This is a genomic window from Burkholderia sp. Nafp2/4-1b (genome assembly GCF_003635165.1).
In the GTDB taxonomy this organism is placed as follows: Bacteria; Pseudomonadota; Gammaproteobacteria; order Burkholderiales; family Burkholderiaceae; genus Burkholderia.
In genome coordinates this window covers 213,869-237,529 of the sequence record NZ_ML058602.1, presented here as the reverse complement: position 1 = coordinate 237,529, position 23,661 = coordinate 213,869, and the positions used below count along the sequence as shown (strand labels likewise).

Annotated in this window: 20 protein-coding genes and 1 pseudogene; 17 read left to right on the top strand and 4 right to left on the bottom strand. The window is 66.2% G+C overall.

Annotated elements, in window-relative coordinates; all coding sequences use genetic code 11:
• The 3 genes and pseudogenes from C7H84_RS12210 to map all read right to left on the bottom strand — a co-directional run.
• Nucleotides 1–416: pseudogene (locus C7H84_RS12210) on the bottom strand (pseudouridine synthase); the annotation flags it as partial.
• A gap of 16 nt (nt 417–432) precedes the next feature.
• The gene (locus C7H84_RS12205) at nt 433–3,009 is read right to left on the bottom strand and encodes a [protein-PII] uridylyltransferase (RefSeq protein ID WP_121859037.1); all 2,577 of its coding nucleotides are present in this window, start codon (nt 3,007–3,009) and stop codon (nt 433–435) included.
• Nucleotides 3,010–3,059: 50 nt separating this feature from the next.
• Complete coding sequence (gene map / locus C7H84_RS12200) at nt 3,060–3,875, bottom strand: type I methionyl aminopeptidase (RefSeq protein WP_012328760.1); 816 nt, start codon at nt 3,873–3,875, stop codon at nt 3,060–3,062.
• A gap of 389 nt (nt 3,876–4,264) precedes the next feature.
• Here map and rpsB point away from each other — a divergent pair, with 389 nt between their 5' ends.
• From rpsB to C7H84_RS12115, 16 genes are all read left to right on the top strand, one after another.
• On the top strand, nt 4,265–5,005 hold the full coding sequence (rpsB, locus tag C7H84_RS12190; protein WP_011352461.1) for a 30S ribosomal protein S2: 741 nt from the start codon (nt 4,265–4,267) through the stop codon (nt 5,003–5,005).
• Between the two features lie 162 nt (nt 5,006–5,167).
• Complete coding sequence (gene tsf / locus C7H84_RS12185; RefSeq protein ID WP_011549541.1) at nt 5,168–6,049, top strand: translation elongation factor Ts; 882 nt, start codon at nt 5,168–5,170, stop codon at nt 6,047–6,049.
• 156 nt (nt 6,050–6,205) lie between these two features.
• Nucleotides 6,206–6,919 (top strand): UMP kinase, encoded by a 714-nt coding sequence (gene pyrH / locus C7H84_RS12180; RefSeq protein ID WP_011885142.1) that lies wholly within the window; start codon nt 6,206–6,208, stop codon nt 6,917–6,919.
• 102 nt (nt 6,920–7,021) lie between these two features.
• A complete protein-coding gene (gene frr / locus C7H84_RS12175) occupies nt 7,022–7,582 on the top strand; it encodes a ribosome recycling factor (RefSeq protein WP_006752152.1) in 561 nt (186 codons plus the stop codon).
• A 47-nt stretch (nt 7,583–7,629) separates the two neighbouring features.
• Nucleotides 7,630–8,412 carry a polyprenyl diphosphate synthase gene (gene uppS / locus C7H84_RS12170; RefSeq protein WP_121859036.1) on the top strand — a complete coding sequence of 261 codons (783 nt, stop codon included), beginning with the start codon at nt 7,630–7,632 and terminating at the stop codon, nt 8,410–8,412.
• A complete protein-coding gene (locus C7H84_RS12165) occupies nt 8,406–9,227 on the top strand; it encodes a phosphatidate cytidylyltransferase (RefSeq protein ID WP_121859035.1) in 822 nt (273 codons plus the stop codon). The genes uppS and C7H84_RS12165 overlap by 7 nt, the downstream gene beginning before the upstream one ends.
• Nucleotides 9,228–9,242: 15 nt before the next feature.
• Nucleotides 9,243–10,439, top strand: coding sequence for a 1-deoxy-D-xylulose-5-phosphate reductoisomerase (locus tag C7H84_RS12160; protein WP_121859034.1), 1,197 nt, complete (start codon nt 9,243–9,245; stop codon nt 10,437–10,439).
• 11 nt (nt 10,440–10,450) lie between these two features.
• Nucleotides 10,451–11,824: an RIP metalloprotease RseP gene (rseP, locus tag C7H84_RS12155; protein ID WP_121859033.1), complete on the top strand. Its 1,374-nt coding sequence runs from the start codon at nt 10,451–10,453 to the stop codon at nt 11,822–11,824.
• Between the two features lie 64 nt (nt 11,825–11,888).
• A complete protein-coding gene (gene bamA, locus C7H84_RS12150; RefSeq protein ID WP_121859032.1) occupies nt 11,889–14,195 on the top strand; it encodes an outer membrane protein assembly factor BamA in 2,307 nt (768 codons plus the stop codon).
• A gap of 64 nt (nt 14,196–14,259) precedes the next feature.
• Nucleotides 14,260–14,757, top strand: a complete 498-nt coding sequence (locus C7H84_RS12145) for an OmpH family outer membrane protein (RefSeq protein ID WP_205611421.1) — start codon at nt 14,260–14,262, stop codon at nt 14,755–14,757.
• 16 nt (nt 14,758–14,773) lie between these two features.
• Nucleotides 14,774–15,853: a UDP-3-O-(3-hydroxymyristoyl)glucosamine N-acyltransferase gene (lpxD, locus tag C7H84_RS12140; RefSeq protein WP_121859030.1), complete on the top strand. Its 1,080-nt coding sequence runs from the start codon at nt 14,774–14,776 to the stop codon at nt 15,851–15,853.
• Nucleotides 15,854–15,983: 130 nt separating this feature from the next.
• Nucleotides 15,984–16,451 (top strand): 3-hydroxyacyl-ACP dehydratase FabZ, encoded by a 468-nt coding sequence (gene fabZ / locus C7H84_RS12135; protein ID WP_006495559.1) that lies wholly within the window; start codon nt 15,984–15,986, stop codon nt 16,449–16,451.
• 67 nt (nt 16,452–16,518) lie between these two features.
• Nucleotides 16,519–17,307 carry an acyl-ACP--UDP-N-acetylglucosamine O-acyltransferase gene (gene lpxA, locus C7H84_RS12130; RefSeq protein ID WP_121859029.1) on the top strand — a complete coding sequence of 263 codons (789 nt, stop codon included), beginning with the start codon at nt 16,519–16,521 and terminating at the stop codon, nt 17,305–17,307.
• Between the two features lie 3 nt (nt 17,308–17,310).
• Complete coding sequence (gene lpxB, locus C7H84_RS12125; RefSeq protein ID WP_121859028.1) at nt 17,311–18,480, top strand: lipid-A-disaccharide synthase; 1,170 nt, start codon at nt 17,311–17,313, stop codon at nt 18,478–18,480.
• A complete protein-coding gene (gene rnhB, locus C7H84_RS12120; RefSeq protein ID WP_121859027.1) occupies nt 18,477–19,121 on the top strand; it encodes a ribonuclease HII in 645 nt (214 codons plus the stop codon). Before lpxB ends, rnhB begins: the two co-directional genes overlap by 4 nt.
• The gene (locus C7H84_RS12115; RefSeq protein ID WP_121859026.1) at nt 19,118–19,900 is read left to right on the top strand and encodes an RNA methyltransferase; all 783 of its coding nucleotides are present in this window, start codon (nt 19,118–19,120) and stop codon (nt 19,898–19,900) included. Before rnhB ends, C7H84_RS12115 begins: the two co-directional genes overlap by 4 nt.
• 127 nt (nt 19,901–20,027) lie before the next feature.
• Here the strand turns inward: C7H84_RS12115 and C7H84_RS12110 are convergent, their stop codons facing one another.
• Nucleotides 20,028–20,843, bottom strand: a complete 816-nt coding sequence (locus C7H84_RS12110; RefSeq protein WP_121859025.1) for a pyruvate, water dikinase regulatory protein — start codon at nt 20,841–20,843, stop codon at nt 20,028–20,030.
• A 375-nt stretch (nt 20,844–21,218) separates the two neighbouring features.
• On the opposite strand from C7H84_RS12110, the gene ppsA reads away from it, so the two are divergent.
• The gene (gene ppsA, locus C7H84_RS12100; RefSeq protein ID WP_121859024.1) at nt 21,219–23,618 is read left to right on the top strand and encodes a phosphoenolpyruvate synthase; all 2,400 of its coding nucleotides are present in this window, start codon (nt 21,219–21,221) and stop codon (nt 23,616–23,618) included.
• The last annotated feature ends 43 nt before the right edge of the window (nt 23,619–23,661 follow it).

The following is a 23,661-nucleotide window of genomic DNA, read 5'->3' as shown; positions in this document are numbered from 1 at the left end:
CGATAGGACGGGCGCTTGTTATCGTCACCGCCTGCGCGACGCGGGCGCGCATCGTCATCGCGCCGCGGCGGACGATCCGACGACGTACGACGCTCGCCGAAGCTGCGCTTCGCGCCTTCGCCGCCCGCGTTGTCGCGATACGGCGCGCGCGGGCCGCGTTCGGCGCTCCCGTCACGCGGTGCGCGCTTGGCCGGTGCACGGTCCGCGCCCGGACGCTCGGCGCCGGCGGCACCGCGCGGCTTGAACGAACGCTCGCCGGCGGCCGCCGCGGGCGCCTTCTTCGGGCGGGCCGGCTTGTCCCCTGCGGGAAGCGGGGCGGGGCGCACCGCCTTGCGGGCGACGAGGCTGCCGGAGCGGACAGGGGCGCGGGTCGGCGACGCCGGCTTCGGATTCTTGACGGTTAATTTGGTGCGCATAAACGCTGGGATTCATTCAGACTGCGATCGCGCGCAGCAATTCGGTTTCGAGCTGGATCTGCAGGCGGTTGTCGGACAGGCCGGCACCCGCAAGCAGGAAGATGTCCTCGACGCGTTCGCCGAGCGTATTGATCCGCGCCGCGTGGACGCCGATCCGATGCTCGGCCAGCACGCGCGCGATCGAATAGAGAAGGCCCGGCCGGTCGTTGGCGGACACGGACAGGATGTAATACTGGCCGCGCTCGTCGGCCCGGAGGTCGACGCGCGGCGTGATCGGAAACGTCCGGGACAGCCGCGACAGGCGGCCCTTGGACGGCTCCGGCAGCGACGCGGCCTCGGCCAGGCGCGTCGCGAGTTGTTGTTCGACGAGATTCGCGATGTCGCGATAGCGCACGTCGCTTTCGGTCTGCGTGACGATGAAGTTGTCGAGCGCATAGCCGTGCCGCGTCGTGCTCACGCGCGCATCGAGCACCGACAGCCCGTTGCGGTCGAAATACGCGCAGATGCCCGCGAACAGGTCGGGGCGGTCCTTCACGTACACCAGCACCTGCAGCGCGTCGCCGATCGGCGACGGCCGCGCGCGCACGATTGCCGTCTCGGCGTTCACGTGCCGGTACAGCACGCGCGTCTGCCATGCGATGTCGGCCGCATCGTGACGCAGGAAGAAGCCGACGTCGAGCTGATCCCACAATGCGCGGTGGGCGTCCTCGGGCACGGTTTCCAGGCGCAGCAGCGCAAGCGCCTGCTCCTGACGCGACTTCAGTTCGGAGTGCGCGTCGGGGTTGGCGCCGCCGAGCACCGCGAGCGTGATGCGGTAGAGGTCCTCGAGCAGCTTGCCCTTCCACGTGTTCCACACCTTCGGGCTCGTGCCGCGGATATCGGCGACGGTCAGCAGGTAGAGCGCGGTCAGATACCGTTCGTTGCCGACCACTTCCGCGAACCGCTTGATGACTTCCGGGTCGCTCGTATCCTGCTTCTGCGCGACCTGGCTCATCGTCAGGTGATGCTGGACGAGCCACACGATCAGTGCCGCGTCGTCGGCGGCGATCCCGTGCTCGCGGCAGAAGCGCCGCGCATCGACCATCCCGAGCGTCGAGTGATCGCCGCCGCGGCCCTTCGCGATGTCGTGGAACAGCGCCGCGACATACAGCACCCACGGGCGCTCGAAATTGCCGATCAGCTGGCTGCAGAACGGATACTCGTGCGCATGCTCGGCCACCGCGAAGCGGCGGATGTTGCGCAACACCATCAGGATGTGCTGGTCGACCGTGTACACGTGATACAGGTCGTGCTGCATCTGGCCGACGATGCGGCGGAAATTCAGCAGATAGCGGCCGAGCACGCTCGTCTGGTTCATCAGCCGGAACGCATGCGTGATGCCTTCGGGCTGCTGCAGGATCTGCATGAACGTGCGGCGGTTCTGCGGATCGCGCCGCCACGTGGTGTTCATGATCTCGCGCGAGTTGTACAGCGCGCGCAGCGTGCGGGCGGACAGCCCCTTCACGCCGCGGGTGACCTCATACAGCAGGAACGCTTCGAGGATCGCGTCGGGATGGCGCTCGAACACGCCGTCGTCGACGATCTCGAGCATGCCCTGCTTCTCGACGAAGCGATCGGGCGACAGCACGCGCGTGATGCCGCTCGTCGCGGGGAACAGCTGCGCCTCGATGTTCTGGATCAGGATCGTCGCGAGCTGCGTGACCGCTTTCGCGGCCCAGTAGTAGCGGCGCATCAGCTGCTCGCTCGCGCGCTTGGCCTGCGTCGGCCGGTGGCCGAAGCTCTCGGCCGCCTGCGTCTGCAGGTCGAACACGAGCACGTCCTGGCGGCGGCCGGCAAGCACGTGCAGCCGTGCGCGCAGCGTCTTCAGGAATCCTTCGTTGCGGCGCAGCTCGCGCGCTTCGCGCTCGGTAATGAGGCCGCGCGTGTCGAGCTCGCGCCAGCTGCTGCCGAAGCCGGCCGCGCGCGCGATCCACAGGATCGTCTGCAGGTCGCGCAGCCCGCCGGGGCTTTCCTTCACGTTCGGCTCGAGGCTGTACGGCGAGTCCTGGAACTTCGCGTGGCGCTGGCGCATCTCGAGCACCTTCGCGGTGAAGAACGCGCGGGCGTCGAGCGCCTCGTGATAGCGCACCGTGAAGCGCTCGAACAGCGCGGTGCTGCCGACGATGCGGCGCGCCTCGAGCAGCGAGGTCTGCACCGTGACGTCGTGCGACGCTTCCTCGATGCACTGCGCGACCGTGCGCACGCTGCTGCCGATCTCGAGGCCGAGATCCCAGGCCATGCCGATGAAGCGCTCGATCCGCGCGTCGAGCGCCGGGTCGTGCGCGTCGGGCAGCAGCACGAGGATGTCGACGTCGGAGTAGGGCGCGAGCTCGCCGCGCCCGTAGCCGCCGACGGCGACCAGCGCGAGCGTCGCCGGTAGCCCGCAGTCGTCCCACACGCGCTTGAGCGCTTCGTCGGTGAGTTTCGACAGCGCGTGCATCAGCGACGCGACGTTCGTCGCGGTGCGAAAGCGCTCGAGGATGTCGACCTTGGCGGCCTTGAATTCGGCGCGCCGCGACAGCGCTTCGGGCGAGGGGGCGGCGTGAGCGCTCATGGGCGGCCGTTCAGATCAGGGGCGGGTGGGGCGGGCTGGCGCTGCGGCACTCAGACCGCGGCGGCCGGTTGCGCGAACACCGGGCGCGCGGGCGTGCCGGCCGACACGGTCAGCACCTCGTAGCCCGTCTCGGTGACGAGCACCGTATGCTCCCATTGCGCGGACAGGCTGCGGTCGCGCGTCTTGACGGTCCACTGGTCGGGCATCGTGCGGATGTCGCGCTTGCCGGCGTTGATCATCGGCTCGATCGTGAAGATCATCCCGGCCTTCAGTTCGATGCCGGTGCCCGGACGGCCGTAGTGCACGACCTGCGGATCTTCGTGGAACACCGTGCCGATGCCGTGGCCGCAGTATTCGCGCACGACGCTGTAGCCTTGCGCTTCCGCATGCTTCTGGATCGCGTAGCCGATGTCGCCGAGATGCGCGCCGGGCTTGACCTGGTCGATGCCGAGCCACATGCACTCGTAGGTGGTCTGCACGAGGCGCTTCGCGAGGATCGAGCCTTCGCCGACGATGAACATCCGGCTGGTGTCGCCGAAATAGCCGTTCTTGATCACGGTGATGTCGATGTTCAGCGCGTCGCCGTTCTTGATCACCTTCTCGCCCGGGATGCCGTGGCAGATCACGTCGTTGACCGAGATGCACGTGGCCTTCGGGTACGGCGGATAGCCGGGCGGCTGGTAATTCAGCGGCGCGGGGATCGTGCCCTGCTCGTTGAGCATGAATTCGTGACAGAGCCGGTCGAGCTCGGCCGTCGTGACGCCCGCGACGACGTGCGGCGTGATGAAGTCGAGCACTTCGCTCGCGAGACGGCAGGCGACGCGCATCTCGGCGATGTCGTGTTCGTTTTTGAGCGTAATAGCCATCGAGGTATGCCTGGAATGCGGTGAATTGACGGATTATCGCACCTTATGGCGCCCCCCGCAGCCCTTGTGGGCACGGCGGATGCGGGTTTTCGCGGATTGTCCGGCCGGCGGCCGCCCGGCAGGCGAAAGTGGCAGGCGACTTGAGAGCCGACAAATCCGCGTGCTATACTCTTTGGCTAAGTCGACATCGAAATGCCGCACATGCCCCATTGCGGGGCGGCATGGCGATGAAGGCTTGCGGCACGGGCATTTCGCACGTGTCAGATCGCAGGAAATCGCAAGCCGGCGCAACCAGGGTGCCGGCCGCGCGGCACGCGAACCCTTCGGGGGCGCGGAACGCGCGGCGGTACGGCAGCCGGCTTAAGACCCAACCCTCGTGGAGAATTTACATGGCAGTTACGATGCGCCAAATGCTGGAAGCAGGTGTCCACTTCGGTCACCAGACGCGCTTCTGGAACCCGAAGATGGCTCCGTTCATTTTCGGTCACCGCAACAAGATTCACATCATCAACCTCGAAAAGACGCTGCCGATGTTCACGGACGCACAGAAGTACGTGCGCCAGCTGGCAGCGAACCGCGGCACGATCCTGTTCGTCGGCACGAAGCGCCAGTCGCGTGACACGATCGCCCAGGAAGCGCAACGTGCGGGCATGCCGTACGTCAACGCACGCTGGCTCGGCGGCATGATGACCAACTTCAAGACGCTGAAGGTATCGATCAAGCGCCTGAAGGACATGGAAGCGGCTGTCGAATCGGGTGAAACCGAGAAGATGAGCAAGAAGGAAGCGCTGCTGTTCGAACGCGAAATCGCCAAGCTGCAGAAGTCGATCGGCGGCGTGAAGGACATGGGCGGCATTCCGGACGCAATCTTCGTCGTCGACGTCGGCTACCACAAGATCGCCGTCACGGAAGCGAACAAGCTGGGCGTGCCGGTCATCGCCGTGGTCGATACGAACCACTCGCCGGAAGGTGTGGATTACGTGATCCCGGGTAACGACGACTCGAGCAAGGCAGTCGCGCTGTACGCTGAAGGCGTGGCCGACGCGATCCTCGAAGGCCGTGCGAACGCGGTCAACGAAGTGGTCCAGGCAGCGCGCGGCGACGACGAGTACGTCGAGGAAAACGCGTAACTGGCCCCGAGCCGGCGCAAAAAGGGGGCTCTCAACAGGCCCCCTTTTTTTAAGCTTGTGCGCCGGACCTGATCGCGCCGAATCGGCGCGGGTCCGGAAACGATTTTCGGCCGTTCGCGTCCAAGCGGGCGGCGTTGTGAATACAGACTCAAGGAGCGAATGATGGCGGCAATTACCGCAAGCATGGTGGCAGAACTGCGCGCGAAGACCGACGCACCGATGATGGAGTGCAAGAAGGCGCTGACGGAAGCCGACGGCGACCTTGCCAAGGCTGAAGAGCTGCTGCGCGTCAAGCTCGGCAACAAGGCGAGCAAGGCGGCATCGCGCGTGACGGCCGAAGGCGTCGTCGCATCGTTCGTCGGCGGCAACGCAGGCGCGCTGGTCGAACTGAACTGCGAAACCGACTTCGTCGCGAAGAACGACGACTTCCTCGCATTCTCGAAGACGGTTGCAGAACTCGTCGCGACGCAGAACCCGGCAGACGTGGCTGCGCTGTCGGCACTGCCGCTGGAAGGTTCGACGGTCGACGCAGTGCGTCTGGCCCTGATCGGCAAGATCGGCGAGAACGTGTCGATCCGCCGTTTCGTCCGTTTCGAAACGGCGAACAAGATCGCGACGTACCTGCACGGCGCACGCATCGGCGTGATCGTCGAGTACACGGGCGCGGAAGAGCAGGTCGGCAAGGACGTCGCGATGCACATCGCCGCGATGAAGCCGGTCGCCCTGTCGTCGGCCGACGTGCCGGCGGAACTGATCGACACGGAACGCCGCGTCGCCGAGCAGAAGGCTGCCGAATCGGGCAAGCCGGCTGAAATCGTTGCGAAGATGGTCGACGGCAGCGTCCAGAAGTACCTGAAGGAAGTGTCGCTGCTGAACCAGACGTTCGTGAAGAACGACAAGCAGACGATCGAGCAGATGCTGAAGGCAGCGAATGCGACGGTGCAGAAGTTCGCGCTGTTCGTCGTCGGCGAAGGCATCGAGAAGCGCCAGGACGACTTCGCCGCCGAAGTGGCCGCGCAAGTCGCAGCAGCAAAGCAGCAGTAAGCAGTCAGGCAGTATCCGCGGCGGGCGTCCGCTCCGCCGCGGCCGGCGGCGCCGCCGGCCGGCCGGGAACCCCGGTCCGGTCGTCGGTGCTTGCCCGAATCAGTATTTCGCCCCTACAGTTCGTGGTTGTCATCCTCTCGTCGCTCGGAAGCCCCTATGTCCAATGCCTATAAACGCGTCCTCCTCAAACTCTCCGGCGAAGCGCTGATGGGCGACGATGCCTTCGGCATCAATCGCGCGACGATCGAACGGATGGTGGCGGACATCGCCGAAGTCGTGGGTCTCGGTACGCAGCTCGCGGTCGTGATCGGCGGCGGTAACATTTTCCGCGGTGTCGCGGGCGGTGCGGCGGGCATGGACCGCGCGACGGCCGACTACATGGGGATGCTGGCGACGATGATGAACGCGCTGGCGCTGCAGGACGCGATGCGCCACGCCGGTATCGTCGCGCGCGTGCAGTCGGCGCTGCGCATGGACCAGGTCGTCGAGCCGTACATCCGGCCCCGCGCGATCCGCCAGCTCGAGGAAGGCAAGGTCGTGATCTTCGCGGCCGGCACGGGCAACCCGTTCTTCACGACGGACACGGCCGCCGCGCTGCGCGGCTCGGAAGTGGGCGCCGAGGTCGTGCTGAAGGCGACCAAGGTCGATGGCGTATATTCTGCCGATCCGAAGAAGGATCCGTCGGCCACGCGCTACACGACGATCAGCTTCGACGAGGCGATCAGCCGCAATCTGCAGGTGATGGACGCGACGGCCTTCGCGCTGTGCCGCGACCAGAAGCTGCCGATCCGCGTGTTTTCGATCAACAAGCCGGGCGCGCTCAAGCGCATCGTGCTGGGCGAGGACGAAGGTACGCTCGTCCACGTGTAAACTCCCGCGGATGCGGGCAAGCGGCGTGGGTCGCCGGCCGCGGCGCGTGGCGCGCCGGGCGGGGCCCGCGTTCATTGAAGGTTTGAAGGTTCGGAGGTTGAAATGAGTGTCGCTGATGTCAAGAAGGGCGTAGAGCAGAAGATGCAGCGCTCGATCGAAGCGTTCAAGAACGATCTGGCGAAGATCCGTACGGGCCGCGCGCACACCGGTCTGCTCGATCACGTGCAGGTCGACTACTACGGCTCGATGGTGCCGATCTCGCAGGTTGCGAACCTGACGCTCGTCGACGCGCGCACGATCGGCGTGCAGCCGTGGGAAAAGAACATGGTCGCGAAGGTCGAGAAGGCCATCCGCGAAGCCGATCTCGGCCTGAACCCGGCAACGGCCGGCGACCTGATCCGCGTGCCGATGCCCGCGCTGACGGAAGAGCGCCGCCGCGAGCTGACCAAGGTGGTCAAGAGCGAAGGCGAAACGGCCAAGGTCGCGATCCGCAACCTGCGCCGCGACGCGAACGAAGCGCTCAAGAAGCTCGTGAAGGACAAGGAAATCTCCGAAGACGACGAGCGCCGTGCGAGCGACGACGTCCAGAAGCTGACCGACAAGCACGTCGCCGAAGTCGACAAGCTCGTGCAGAGCAAGGAAGCCGAGATCATGACGGTCTGACGACCGTCCTCGCGCGCCGCCTTCTTCCCGCAACTGTCTCAACGGCCATGACCTATACCAGCTCTACCGTTCGCGTGCCTGACGTCGGCGTCGTGCCGCGTCACATCGCGATCATCATGGACGGCAACGGCCGTTGGGCGACCGAACGCCGCTTGCCGCGCGTCGCGGGGCACACCCGCGGCGTGGACGCCGTGCGGGCGGTGGTCGAAGGCTGCGCGCGCGCCGGCGTCGAATACCTGACGCTGTTCGCGTTCAGTTCGGAAAACTGGCGCCGGCCGAACGACGAAGTGTCGTTCCTGATGCGGCTGTTCATCACCGCGCTCGAGCGCGAGATCGGCAAGCTGCATGCAAACGGGATCCGCCTGCGCGTGGTCGGCGATCTCGAGCGCTTCGAGCCGCGCATCCGCGAACTGATCCGCCGCGCCGAAACCAAGACGGCGCGCAACACCCGCCTGACCCTGACGATCGCCGCGAACTACGGCGGCCGCTGGGACATCCTGCAGGCGACGAAGAAACTCGTCGAGCAGGCCGTGCGCGAGGGCCGCGAGGTCGAGGTGACCGAAGACGCGTTCGCGCCGCACCTGGCGATGGCCTATGCGCCGGAGCCCGATCTCTTCATCCGTACCGGTGGCGAGCAGCGCGTCAGCAATTTCCTGCTGTGGCAGCTCGCGTACGCCGAATTCTATTTCACCGACAAATACTGGCCGGACTTCGACGGTGCGGCGCTCGCCGACGCGATCGCGTCGTATACCGAGCGCGAGCGTCGTTTCGGACGCACCAGCGCACAGCTCGAACCGCAATCGCAGAACGCCGATTCCCTTTCATGCTGAAGACCCGTGTGATCACGGCGCTCGTGCTGCTGGCAGTGCTCCTGCCGGTGACGCTGTTCGCGCCGCTCGGCGGCTTCGGCGCACTGATCGGCGTCGTGCTCGTCTTCGCCGCGTGGGAATGGGCGCGCCTGCTGAAGCTCGGCGCGGCCGGTTCCATCGTCTATGCGATCGTCGCGGCGCTCGCGCTCGCGGCCACCGCGCCGCTCGGCATCGATGCCGCTTCGTCCCGTCCCCTTTTCCTGGCAGCCGGCGTATTCTGGCTGCTGGTCGGGCCATTCTCGCTGCGGCGCAAGCCGACGCTCGCCGGCGGCGTGTGGCGCCCGTTCCTGCTCGCAGCCGGGCTCGTGGTGTTCGCGGCCTGCTGGCACGCGCTCGTCGCGGCGCGCGCGCAGGGCGTTCCGTTCGTGCTGTCGCTGCTTCTGGTCGTCTGGCTGGCCGATATCGGCGCATACTTCGCGGGCAAGGCCTTCGGAAAGCGTAAACTGGCGATCACGATCAGTCCCGGCAAGAGCTGGGAAGGCGCGATCGGCGGCTGGCTCGCCGTGATGGTCGTCGCGGGTCTCGCGATGGCCGCGCACTGGTTCGAGCCGACCCTGTTTTCCGCATTCGCGACACGCTACGGAATACCCGGCGCGTGGGCTGCACTGACGCTGCTGGTCGTCTACAGCGTGGTCGGCGACCTGTTCGAGTCGCTGCTCAAGCGCCAGGCGGGCGTGAAGGATTCCAGCGGCCTGCTGCCCGGTCACGGCGGCGTGCTCGATCGGGTCGACGCGCTGCTGCCCGTGCTGCCGCTCGCAATGCTGCTGCTTGGTTAAACCACTATTTCTGTTATGCAAAAACGTCTGACACTGCTCGGTTCCACGGGCTCGATCGGAGACAGCACGCTCGACGTGGTCGCCCGCCATCCCGAGCGTTTCTCGGTCTACGCGTTGACCGCGCACCGCAACGGCGACAAGCTCGTCGAGCAGTGCCTGCGCTTCGCACCCGAAGTCGCGGTGGTCGGCGATGCGAACACGGCTGCGCAAGTCGAGGCAAAGCTGCGCGCGGCGGGCAGCAAGACCACCGTGCTGTACGGGCCGCAGGCGCTCGTCGACGTGTCGAAGAGCGACGGTTGCGACACGGTCGTCGCGGCGATCGTCGGCGCGGCCGGCCTCGCGCCGAGCCTCGCGGCCGCGCGCGCCGGCAAGCGCATCCTGCTCGCGAACAAGGAATCGCTCGTGATGTCGGGCGCGATCTTCATGGACGCGGTGCGCGACCATGGCGCGATCCTGCTGCCGGTCGACAGCGAACACAACGCGATCTTCCAGTGCATGCCGCGCGACGAGAACCAGCACGGCGGAATCTCGAAGATCATCCTGACCGCGTCGGGCGGCCCGTTCCGCACGCGCGAGCCGGCCACGCTCGCCGACGTGACGCCGGACGAGGCCTGCAAGCACCCGAACTGGGTGATGGGCCGCAAGATTTCGGTCGACTCCGCGACGATGATGAACAAGGGCCTCGAAGTGATCGAGGCGCACTGGATCTTCGGCTTGGCCGGCGACCGGATCGACGTGCTGATCCATCCGCAGAGCGTGATCCATTCGCTGGTGTCGTACCGCGACGGCTCGGTGCTCGCGCAGCTCGGCAACCCCGACATGCGCACGCCGATCGCGCACGCGCTGGCATTCCCGGAGCGCGTCGACGCGGGCGTCGAGCAGCTCGACCTCGCGCAGATCGCGCAGTTGTCGTTCGAGAAACCCGATTACACGCGCTTCCCGTGCCTCGCGCTCGCGCTGAAGGCGCTTGAAGAAGGCGGGATCGCGAGCGCCGCGTTGAACGCGGCGAACGAAATCGCGGTCGAAGCGTTTCTCGAGCGCCGGATCGGCTTCATGGCGATCGCGGCGACGGTCGATGCGGTGCTCAACGCACTGCCGAACCGCAATCCGAACGGGCTCGACGACGTCCTTGCAGCGGACGCGGAGGCACGCCGCCTCGCCGCCGAGATCATTGCGAAAGCGCCTGCGCCACGCGTGGAGCGTACTGTCTGAATGAGGTGCTCATGAACGTGCTGGTCGAACTGATCGCGTTTGCGGTGGCGATCGGGGTGCTGGTCGTCGTGCATGAGTACGGACACTATCGTGTCGCGCGCTGGTGCGGCGTGAAGGTGCTGCGTTTCTCGATCGGTTTCGGCCAGCCCGTCGCACGCTGGGTCAGCCGCAGGACGGGCACCGAATGGACGCTCTCCGCGCTGCCGCTCGGCGGTTACGTGAAGATGCTCGACGAGCGCGAGCCGGGGCCGGGCGTGAAGCCCGAGGAACTCGACCAGGCGTTCAACCGGCAATCGGTCTACAAGCGCATCGCGATCGTCGCCGCTGGCCCGATCGCGAACTTCCTGCTGGCAATCGTCCTGTTCTCCGTCGTATTCGCCACCGGCGTGACCGAGCCGGCCGCGGTGCTCGCGCCGCCGGCCGCCGGCACGGCGGCGGCCCGCGCGGGCTTCGACGGCAGCGAGACGATCGTGTCGATCCGTGACGCCGACGGCGGCGCCGCCGTGCCGGTGCGCTCGTGGTCGGACTTGCGCTGGAAGCTGCTGGCCGCCGCGTTCGATCATCGCGAGGTCGTGCTCGGCGCGCGCGACGGAGGCGCGTCGACCTTCGACTTCCGCGTCGACCTGCGCAATGTTCCCGAAAGCCAGCTCGACGACGATTTCATGCTGCACCTGGGCTTCGAGACCGGCGGCGGCACGCTGTCGGTCGCGTCGGTGCAGCCGGGCAGCGCGGCCGCGCAGGCGGGTCTGAAGGCCGGCGACAAGCTGCTCACCCTCGACGGCAAGCCGATTGGCGGCGCATCGCGCTTCATCGACGCGGTGAAGCACCACGCGGGCCAGGCGGTCGCGCTGCAGGTCGAGCGCGGTGGTGCGACGCAAACGGTGCAGATCGTGCCGCAGGCGCAGCGCGACGACGAAACGGGGCAGCAGGTCGGCCGGATCGGCGCGGCGCTGTCGATGCACACGCCGTCGGTCGACGTGCGCTACGGGCCGCTCGAGAGCCTGCAGCTCGGCGCGCACCGCACCTGGGACATCGCCGTTTATTCGCTGAGGATGTTCGGCCGGATGATCACGGGCAATGCGTCGCTGAAGAACCTGTCCGGCCCGGTGACGATCGCCGATTACGCGGGCAAGAGCGCGCGGCTCGGTCCGTCGGCCTTCCTGTCGTTCCTCGCCCTTGTCAGCATTAGCCTCGGGGTGCTGAACTTGCTGCCGATTCCCGTTTTGGACGGGGGGCATCTGTTATATTATCTGGTTGAAGCCGCGACCGGGAAAGCCGTCTCGGAGCGCTGGCAGCTGATTCTGCAAAGAGCCGGGTTGATCTGCATCGTCGCATTGTCGGCGATCGCGCTGTTCAACGACCTGGCTCGGTTAATCCATTTCTGAAGCGTCAGGCGGCGGCCGGTCGGCCGCCGCCTGATTTGATGCAGCTAAATATTGGGGATGCACGTTGTTCAAACCTCATCGCTTTGTACCTAAGACAGTTGCAGCGGCCGCGCTCGCTGCTCACGGCCTCGCGGCGCATGCAGCGGCACCGTTCGTGGTGCAAGACATCAAGATCGAGGGGTTGCAGCGCGTCGAAGCGGGTTCGGTGTTCGCCTACCTGCCGATCAAGCAGGGCGATACCTTCACCGACGACAAGGCATCCGAAGCAATCCGCGCGCTGTACGCGACGGGCTTCTTCAACGACGTGCGCATCGCCACCCAGGGCAACGTCGTGGTCGTGCAGGTACAGGAGCGTCCGGCCATCGCGTCGATCGACTTCACCGGCACGAAGGAATTCGAAAAGGACAACCTGACGAAGGCGCTGCGCGCGGTGGGTCTGGCCGACGGCCGCTACTACGACAAGGCGCTGGTCGACAAGGCGGAGCAGGAGCTCAAGCGTCAGTACCTGACGCGCGGCTTCTATGCGGCCGAGGTCAAGACGACGATCACGCCGGTCGACGCGAACCGCGTGTCGATCCTGTTCGCGGTCGCCGAAGGCCCGAGCGCGAAGATCCGCCAGATCAACTTCATCGGCAACAAGGCGTTCAGCACCAGCACGCTGCGCGACGAGATGCAGCTGTCGACGCCGAACTGGTTCTCCTGGTACACGAAGAACGACCTGTACTCGAAGGAAAAGCTGACGGGCGACCTCGAGGCCGTACGCTCGTACTACCTGAACCGCGGCTACCTCGAGTTCAACATCGAGTCGACCCAGGTGTCGATCTCGCCCGACAAGAAGGACATGTACCTGACGGTCACGCTGCACGAAGGCGAGCCGTACACGGTGTCGGGCATCAAGCTGTCGGGCAACCTGCTCGATCGCGAAGCCGAATTGAACAAGCTGATCAAGATCAAGCCGGGCGATCGCTTCTCGGCCGAAAAGCTGCAGCAGACCACGAAGTCGATCGTCGACAAGCTCGGCGAATACGGCTACGCGTTCGCGGCCGTCAATGCGCAGCCGGACATCGACCAGGCGAACCACAAGGTGAACCTGAACCTCGTCGTCGATCCGAGCCGCCGCGTATACGTGCGGCGCATCAACGTGGTCGGCAACACGCGCACGCGCGACGAAGTCGTGCGCCGCGAAATGCGCCAGCTCGAGAGCTCGTGGTTCGATTCGAACCGCCTCGCGCTGTCGAAGGACCGCGTGAACCGTCTCGGCTACTTCACCAACGTCGACGTGACGACGCTGCCGGTCGAAGGCACGAACGACCAGGTCGACGTGAACGTGAAGGTCGACGAAAAACCGACCGGCGCGATCACGCTGGGCGCGGGCTTCTCGTCGACGGACAAGGTGGTGCTGTCGGCCGGCGTATCGCAGGACAACGTGTTCGGCTCGGGCACGAGCCTGTCGGTGAACGTCAACACCGCGCGGAGCTACCGCACGCTGACCGTCACGCAGGTCGACCCGTACTTCACGGTCGACGGCATCAAGCGGATCACCGACGTCTTCTACCGCACGTATCAGCCGCTCTACTATTCGACGAGCTCGAGCTTCCGGATCATCAGCGCGGGCGGCAACCTGAAGTTCGGCATCCCGTTCTCGGAAGTCGACACCGTCTACTTCGGCGCGGGCTTCGAACAGAACCGTCTCGACGTCGACTCGAACACGCCGCAGAGCTACCAGGATTACGTGAACGAGTTCGGCCGCGTGTCGAACACGGTGCCGCTGACGGTGGCCTGGTCGCGCGACGCGCGTGACAGCGCGCTGATCCCGAGCCGCGGCTACTTCACGCAGGCGAACGTCGAATACGGCGTGCCGGTCGGCAAGATCCAGTACTACAAGGCCGACCTGCAGGCGCAGTACTACTATTCGTTCTCGCGCGGCTTCATCCTGGGCATGAACCTGCAAGGCGGCTACGGTAACGGCATCGGCAACCCGTACCCGATCTTCAAGAACTACTACGCGGGTGGTATCGGCTCCGTGCGTGGCTACGAGCCGAGCTCGCTGGGCCCGCGCGACACGAAGACGAACGACCCGATCGGCGGTTCGAAGATGCTGGTCGGCAACATCGAGCTGACGTTCCCGCTGCCGGGCACCGGCTACGACCGCACGCTGCGCGTGTTCACGTTCCTCGACGGCGGTAACGTGTGGGGCAACGCGCCGGGCGGCACGAGTACCGGCGCGAACGGCCTGCGCTACGGCTATGGTGTGGGTCTCGCGTGGATCTCGCCGATCGGCCCGCTGAAGCTGAGCCTCGGCTTCCCGCTGCAGAAGCACGAAGGCGACCAGTACCAGAAATTCCAGTTCCAGATCGGGACGGCGTTCTGATCGAACGCATGACAACAGTAACGAGAGGGTAATTTTGCTAACCGGTAAGTTTTCGAAACGAGTGATGTGTGCGCTGACCGTTGCGCTGGCCTTGGGCGCGGCGACGGCACACGCTCAGGACGTCGCCCGCATCGCGGCGGTCAATTCGGATCGGATCCTGCGCGAGTCGGCGCCCGCCAAGGCGGCGCAGACGAAGCTCGAAGCCGAGTTTGCGAAGCGCGACAAGGATCTGCAGGACCTCGCGGCGCGCCTGAAGTCGATGTCGGATTCGCTGGACAAGAACGGCGCGTCGCTGTCGGCAGCCGATCGCGCACAGAAGCAGCGTGATCTCGCGCAGCTCGACACCGACTTCCAGCGCAAGCAGCGCGAATTTCGCGAAGACCTGAACCAGCGTCGCAACGAAGAACTCGCGGCGGTGCTGGAGCGGGCGAACAGGGTCATCAAGCAGATTGCCGAGCAGCAGAATTACGACCTGATCGTGCAGGAAGCCGTGTACGTCAGCCCGCGCATCGACATCACCGACAAGGTGCTCAAGGCGCTCGCGTCCGGCTCGACGAACTGAACGGAGCAGATGACGTATGGCATTGACGCTTGAGGCACTCGTAAAGCGGTTCGGCGGCGAGATCGTCGGCGACGCCCAGTGCACGGTGAGCGGCCTCGCGCCGCTCGACCAGGCAGGCCCTCAGCAACTCGCGTTTCTCGCGAACCCGAAGTACCTGTCGCAGGTCGAGACGACCCGCGCCGGCGCGGTGCTGATCGCGCCGAAGGATCTCGAAAAGCTGGGCGCGGCCGCCAACGGTCGCAGCTTCATCGTGACGCCGAATCCGTACGCGTACTTCGCGCGTGTCGCGCAGATGTTCATCGATCTCGCCACGCCGCCGCGCGCGGCCGGCGTGCATCCGAGCGCGACGATCGATCCGGCCGCGCAGGTCGCCGCGACCGCGGTGATCGGCCCGCACGTGACGGTCGACGCCGGCGCGGTGATCGAGGACGGCGTGCAGCTCGACGCGAACGTGTTCGTCGGCCGCGGCACGACGATCGGTGCGGGCTCGCACCTGTATCCGAACGCATCCGTGTACCACGGCTGCAAGATCGGCCCGCGCGCGATCATCCACTCCGGTGCGGTGATCGGCTCCGACGGCTTCGGCTTCGCGCCGGATTTCGTCGGCGACGGCGACGCGCGAACCGGCAGCTGGGTCAAGATCCCGCAGGTCGGCGGCGTGTCGATCGGCCCGGACGTCGAGATCGGCGCGAACACGACGATCGATCGCGGCGCGATGGCGGACACCGTCATCGAGGAATGCGTGAAGATCGACAACCAGGTCCAGATCGGCCACAACTGCCGGATCGGCGCCTATACGGTGATCGCCGGCAGCGCGGGCATCGCGGGCAGCACGACGATCGGCCGCCACTGCATGATCGGCGGCGCGGCGGGCATTGCCGGCCACGTGACGCTCGGCGACTACGTCATCATCACCGCGAAATCCGGCGTGTCGAAGTCGCTGCCGAAGGCCGGCATCTACACGAGCGCATTCCCGGCCGTCGACCACGGCGAATGGAACAAGAGCGCCGCGCTCGTGCGCAACCTCGACAAGCTGCGCGACCGCATCAAGGCGCTCGAAACCGCGCTGGCCGCCCAGGGCGGCACGGACGCCTGACCGCCACCATGCGAGACCACGAACCGGGCACGGCCAGCGCAACCGGCCCGGTTTGCCAGACTGGGCCGCGCGGCGGCCCGCTTCAGCCTTTGCATCACCACCGCGCAGCCTCTGCGTGAGACGAACCATCATGAGCACTGAAAAAATCAATCTCGACATCCACAAGATCCTCACGCTGCTGCCGCATCGCTATCCGATTCTGCTCGTCGATCGCGTGCTCGAACTCGAGCCGCACAAGGGCATCAAAGCGCTGAAGAACGTGTCGATCAACGAGCCGTTCTTCCAGGGGCACTTCCCGAAGCGGCCGGTGATGCCGGGCGTGCTGATCCTCGAGGCGCTCGCTCAGGCGGCCGCGCTGCTGACCTTCGCGGAAGAGCAGCCGAAGGATCCGGAAAACACGCTGTACTACTTCGTCGGCATCGACGGCGCGCGCTTCAAGCGCGTGGTCGAACCGGGCGACCAGCTGATTCTGAACGTGACGTTCGAACGCTACATCCGCGGCATCTGGAAGTTCAAGGCGGTGGCGGAAGTGGACGGCAAGGTGGCTGCGGAAGCCGAACTGATGTGCACGGTCAAGACGGCCGACGCGGCGCCCTGAGCGACGCGGCAAGCATGGGCAACGTAACGCGAGCAACGCGACACATCACATCGAGAGGCAACGGCGCATGACCAGGATTCATCCTACCGCGATCGTCGAACCGGGCGCGCAGATCGACGAGTCCGTCGAGATCGGGCCGTACGCGATCGTCGGGCCGCACGTCACGATCGGCGCGCGCACGACGATCGGTTCGCACAGCGTGATCGAAGGTCACACGACGCTCGGCGAGGACAACCGCATCGGCCATTACGCGTCGGTCGGCGGCCGTCCGCAGGACATGAAGTACAAGGACGAGCCGACGAAGCTCGTGATCGGCAACCGCAACACGATCCGCGAATTCACGACGATCCACACCGGCACGGTGCAGGACGTCGGCGTGACGACGCTCGGCGACGACAACTGGATCATGGCCTACGTGCATATCGGTCATGACTGCCGCGTCGGCAACAACGTGATCCTGTCGAGCAACGCGCAGATGGCCGGCCACGTCGAGATCGGCGACTTCGCGATCGTCGGCGGGATGTCGGGCGTGCACCAGTTCGTGCGCATCGGCGCGCACTCGATGCTGGGCGGCGCATCGGCGCTCGTACAGGACGTGCCGCCGTTCGTGATCGCAGCCGGCAACAAGGCCGAGCCGCACGGCATCAACGTCGAAGGCCTGCGCCGGCGCGGTTTCTCGCCCGACGCGATTTCCGCGCTGCGCAGCGCGTACCGCCTGCTGTACAAGAACGGCCTGTCGCTCGAGGAAGCGAAGGTGCAGTTGCGCGAGCTGGCGGCCGCGGGCGGCGAAGGCGACGCAGCGGTCACCGCGTTCGTCGAGTTCATCGACGCGTCCCAACGCGGCATCATCCGCTAAGCGATGTCGCTCCCGACCAATCAGCTCCGGCTCGCGATGGTGGCCGGCGAGCCGTCGGGCGACCTGCTCGCGGCGTCGCTGCTCGGCGGGCTTCAGGCGCGGCTGCCCGCGTCGACCCACTACTACGGGATCGGCGGGCAGCGGATGCTCGCGCATGGCTTCGACTCGCACTGGCAGATGGACAAGCTGACCGTGCGCGGCTACGTCGAGGCGCTGGGCCAGATTCCCGAGATCCTGCGGATTCGCGGCGAGCTCAAGCGTCAGCTGCTCGCGGAGCGGCCGGACGCATTCATCGGCGTCGACGCGCCCGACTTCAACTTCAACGTGGAGCAGGCCGCGCGCGACGCGGGCATCCCGTCGATCCACTTCGTGTGTCCGTCGATCTGGGCGTGGCGCGGCGGGCGGATCAAGAAGATCGCGAAGTCCGTCGACCACATGCTGTGCCTGTTCCCGTTCGAACCGGCGATCCTCGACAAGGCGGGCGTCGCGTCGACGTATGTCGGCCATCCGCTCGCCGACGAGATCCCGCTCGAGCCCGATACGCACGGCGCGCGCATCGCGCTCGGCCTGCCCGCAGACGGCCCGGTGATCGCGGTGCTGCCGGGCAGCCGGCGCTCGGAGATCGCGCTGATCGGCCCGACGTTCTTCGCGGCGATGGCGCTGATGCAGCAGCGCGAGCCCGGCGTGCGGTTCGTGATGCCGGCGGCGACGCCGGCGCTGCGCGAGCTGCTGCAGCCGCTCGTCGACGCGCATCCGCAACTCGCGTTGACGATCACCGACGGCCGCTCGCAGGTCGCGATGACGGCCGCTGACGCGATCCTCGTGAAGAGCGGCACCGTCACGCTGGAAGCGGCGCTGCTGAAGAAGCCGATGGTGATCTCGTACAAGGTGCCCTGGCTGACCGGGCAGATCATGCGCCGGCAGGGCTATCTGCCGTACGTCGGCCTGCCGAACATCCTGGCCGGGCGCTTCGTCGTGCCCGAGCTGCTGCAACATTTCGCGACGCCCGAGGCGCTCGCCGATGCGACGCTCACGCAGCTGCGCGACGACGCGAACCGCCGCACGCTGACTGAAGTCTTCACCGAAATGCATCTGTCGCTGCGGCAGAACACGGCCGAGAAGGCCGCCGAAGCAGTCGTGCGCGTGCTCGAGCAACGCAGGGGGCGCGCATGACGACGGCCCGCGCGCCACGCCGCCGCGAGTCGACCGACGTGCAGGGCGGTTTCGACTTCAACCGGCCCGACGAGATCGTCTGCGGCGTCGACGAAGCGGGCCGCGGCCCGCTCGCGGGGCCCGTGGTTGCCGCCGCGGTGATCCTCGATCCCGCCCAGCCGATCGACGGGCTCGACGATTCGAAGGCGCTGTCCGCGAAAAAGCGCGACGCGTTGTACGAGCTGATCGTCGCGCGCTCGCGTGCGTATTGCGTCGCATCGGCCGGCGTCGACGAGATCGACACGCTCAATATCCTGCACGCGACGATGCTCGCGATGAAGCGGGCCGTCGAAGGCCTGTCGCTGCTGCCGACGCTCGCGCAGATCGACGGCAACCGCTGCCCGACGCTGACGGTGCGTGCCGAGGCGATCGTCAGCGGCGACGCGCTCGTGCCGAGCATCTCGGCCGCGTCGATTCTCGCGAAGGTCTCGCGCGACCGCATGCTCGTCGAGCTGCACGAACGCTTCCCGGTGTACGGCTTCAACGTGCATGCGGGCTACGGCACCGAGAAACATCTTGCCGCGCTGCGCGAGCACGGCCCGTGCGAAGCGCATCGGCGCTCGTTCGCGCCCGTGCGCGCGGCGCTTGACCTGATTCGATGAAGAGCATCACTTCCCGCGACAACCCGCTGTACAAGCGCCTGAAGGCGCTCGCGGGTTCGACGTCCCAGCAGCGCCGCGGCGGCAACGCGCTGCTCGAAGGTTTCCATCTCGCCGGCGCGTATCTCGATACGGGCGCGACTCCCGAGCTGTGCGTGGCGACCGAAGGCGCGCTCGCGCACGCGGAAGCGCAGGCGCTCCTCGCGCGCATCGACGCGCACCGGGTCGTCACGCTGCCCGATGCGCTGTTCGGGCAACTGTCGAACGTGGTCAGCGGCGTCGGTTTCCTGTTGCTCGTCGACCGGCCCGTGCAGCCGCTGCCCGAGCGTGTCGCGCATACGTCGGTCGTGCTCGACGGCGTGCAGGATGCCGGCAACGTCGGTTCGATCCTGCGCAGCGCGGCGGCGGCCGGTGTGCGGCACGTGTTCTGCGCGCCGGGCACCGCGTATGCATGGTCGTCGAAGGTGCTGCGCTCCGGGATGGGCGCGCATTTCCTGCTGTCGATCCACGAGGATGTCGAGCCCGGCGCGCTCGCCGAACGGCTCGACGTGCCGGTCGCGCTGACCGATTCGCACGGTGCGCAGGCGGTCTACGATTGCGACCTGGCCGGGCCGGTTGCGTGGGTGTTCGGCAACGAGGGCGCCGGCGTGTCGGCGTTCTGGCGCGATGCCGCGACGCATCGCGTGACGATCCCGCAGCCGGGCGGCATGGAATCGCTGAACGTCGCCGCGGCGGCGGCCGTGTGCCTGTTCGAGCAGGTGCGGCAGCAGCGGCGCACGTGACGTCGCGGCGGGGCGCACCGCGTTATCCGCCGATCTCCCCGGACCATGAAAAAAGCCGCGTTCGACGCGGCCTTTTCGTTTCTGGCGACGGCCCGGTGGCGCAGAGGCCGCCCCGGCGGGCAAAGCGTCAGTACGACTGCCGGTCGAGCCGGATTTCCTGCAGGATCGTCGTTGCGATCTCCTCGATCGACTTGTGCGTCGACGACAGCCACTTGATCCCTTCGCGGCGCATCATCGCTTCAGCCTCGTTGATCTCGTAGCGGCAGTTCTCCGGCGCTGCGTACTTGCTGCCGGGACGGCGCTCGTTGCGGATCTCGGACAGGCGCTGCGGGTCGATCGACAGCCCGAACAGCTTCTCGCTGTAAGGCGACAGCGCCGACGGCAGCTTGCCGCGCTCGAAGTCTTCCGGAATCAGCGGATAGTTTGCCGCCTTCACACCGTACTGCATCGCGAGATACAGGCTCGTCGGCGTCTTGCCGCTGCGCGACACGCCGACCAGGATCACGTCGGCTTCCGACAGGTTGCGGTTCGACTGGCCGTCGTCGTGCGCGAGCGAGAAGTTGATCGCCTCGATTCGCGTCTTGTATTCCTCGGTGTCGGCGTTCTGGTGGCCGCGGCCCATCGCGTGGCTCGACTTCAGTTCCAGTTCCTGCTCGAGCGGCTCGACGAAGCGCTGGAACATGTCCAGCACGAGCGCGTTCGAGCGCTTGACGATGTCGTTCGACTCGCTGTCGACGAGCGTCGTGAACACGATCGCGCGGCGGCCGTCGTGCACCGCGGCGTCGTTGATCTTCTCGACGGTCGCGAAGGCCTTGTCGAGCGAGTCGACGAACGGCACGCGCACGAGGCGGAATTTCTGGTCGAACTGGGAGAGGATCGAGTGCGCGAAGGTTTCGGCAGTGATCCCGGTGCCGTCGGAGACGATGAATACGGTAGGCAGCATGAATCTGGACGTCGAGCGTGAAGGGCGGTTGCGCGGGCGGCTGGAGGGCCGCCTCCAGACGCAGTGACAAGGTCGCGCCACATCCGGCAGCCGGCACGGTAGAATAGCGACAACCTGTTGGATAAGCAATTGCGGGGCGGGGCGCGAACGGTGTCCCACGCGTGCCGCGGTCGTGCGAAAACTCCCGGCAAGTTCGACGATTTGTCCGAATATATCGTCCTTCTGCCGGGATTTTTGCAAATCGGGTCGGATGATTTCCGGCCGCCGCGATTGTTTCTCCAACAGGTTGCGCAAGACGCGCCGCGCCTTTTTGCAAGCGCCCGCGTCCGAGCCCACTTGCGCAGCCGAGCATTTTTTTCACACTTAGGGGCTTGTATGACTAACGCAGCAAACGTCGCAAAGGACCAGGCGTATGTAATCCCGTTCGAGCAGTTGCGGATGACCGATGTGGAGATCGTGGGCGGCAAGAATGCGTCGCTCGGCGAGATGATCAGCCAGCTTTCCGAAGCAGGCGTTCGCGTACCCACCGGTTTCGCCACGACCGCGCTCGCATTCCGCGATTTCCTCAAGCACAACGATCTGACCGATCGGATCGCCAAGCGTCTCGAGTCGCTCGACATCGACGACGTGAAGGCGCTCGCCGAAGCCGGTGCCGAAATCCGTAAATGGATCGTCGACGCGCCGCTGCAGGCACGCCTCGAGCAGGAAATCCGCGCACAGTTCGAAATCCTGAAGAGCGGCTCGCCGAGCGAGCTGTCGTTCGCCGTGCGTTCGTCCGCAACCGCGGAAGACCTGCCCGACGCTTCGTTCGCCGGTCAACAGGAGTCGTATCTGAACGTCGTCGGCATCGACGACGTGCTCGACCGCATGAAGCACGTGTTCGCGTCGCTGTACAACGACCGCGCGATCTCGTATCGCGTGCACAAGGGCTTCACGCACGCCGAAGTCGCGCTGTCGGCCGGCGTGCAGCGCATGGTCCGCTCGGACGTCGGCGCGGCCGGCGTGATGTTCACGATCGACACCGAATCGGGCTTCAAGGACGCCGTGTTCATCACGTCGAGCTACGGCCTGGGCGAAACCGTCGTGCAGGGCGCCGTGAACCCGGACGAGTTCTACGTGTTCAAGACGACGCTCGCGCAGGACAAGTACCCGATCATCCGCCGCTCGATCGGCTCGAAGCTGATCAAGATGGAATTCACGCAGCCGGGCGAGCCGGGCCGCGTGAAGACGGTCGACGTGTCGCACGAGCAGCGCAACCGCTACTCGATCACCGACGAAGACGTGATCGAGCTCGCGAAGTACGCGGTCATCATCGAGAAGCACTACCAGCGTCCGATGGACATCGAGTGGGGCAAGGACGGCCGCGACGGCAAGATCTTCATCCTGCAGGCGCGTCCGGAAACGGTGAAGAGCCAGGCGAGCGGCAAGGCCGAGCAGCGCTTCAAGCTGAAGGGTCAGTCGCAGGTGCTGGCAACGGGCCGCGCGATCGGCCAGAAGATCGGCGCGGGCCCCGTGCGCGTGATCCAGGATCCGTCGGAAATGGAACGCGTGCAGCCGGGCGACGTGCTGGTGGCCGACATGACCGACCCGAACTGGGAGCCGGTGATGAAGCGTGCGGCGGCGATCGTCACGAACCGTGGCGGCCGCACGTGCCACGCGGCGATCATCGCGCGCGAGCTCGGCGTGCCGGCAGTGGTCGGTTGCGGCGATGCGACCGACATCCTGAAGGATGGCGCGCTCGTCACCGTGTCGTGCGCGGAAGGCGACGAAGGCAAGATCTACGACGGGCTGCTCGAGACGGAAGTCACGGAAGTGCAGCGCGGCGAACTGCCGGAAATCCCGGTCAAGATCATGATGAACGTCGGTAACCCGCAGCTCGCGTTCGACTTCTCGCAACTGCCGAACGGTGGTGTTGGCCTCGCGCGTCTCGAGTTCATCATCAACAACAACATCGGCGTGCACCCGAAGGCGATCCTCGAGTACCCGAACATCGACCAGGACCTGAAGAAGGCGGTCGAGAGCGTCGCGCGCGGTCACGCGTCGCCGCGCCAGTTCTACGTCGACAAGCTGACGGAAGGCGTCGCGACGATTGCCGCGGCGTTCTATCCGAAGCCCGTGATCGTGCGTCTGTCCGACTTCAAGTCGAACGAGTACAAGAAGCTGATCGGCGGTTCGCGCTACGAGCCGGACGAGGAAAACCCGATGCTGGGCTTCCGCGGCGCGTCGCGTTACATCGCTGAAGACTTCGCGCAGGCATTCGAGATGGAGTGCCGTGCACTGAAGCGCGTGCGCGACGAGATGGGCCTGACCAACGTCGAAATCATGGTGCCGTTCGTGCGTACCGTGAAGCAGGCGGAGCGCGTCGTCGGGCTGCTCGAGAAGTTCGGCCTGAAGCGCGGCGAGAACGGCCTGCGCCTCGTGATGATGTGCGAAGTCCCGACCAACGCGATCCTCGCCGAAGAGTTCCTCGAGCACTTCGACGGTTTCTCGATCGGTTCGAACGACCTCACGCAGCTCACGCTCGGCCTCGACCGCGACTCGGGCATGGAATTGCTGGCCGTCGACTTCGACGAACGTGACCCGGCGGTCAAGTTCCTGCTCAAGCGTGCGATCGAAACCTGCCGCCGCATGGGCAAGTACGTCGGTATCTGCGGCCAGGGCCCGTCCGATCACCCGGACTTCGCACAATGGCTGACCGACGAAGGCATCGTGTCGATCTCGCTGAACCCGGACACGATCATCGATACGTGGCAGGCGCTTGCCAACCGGAAGTAACGGTCGGTAACGGTCAGTCGTGCATCTCCGACGAAAGGGCACC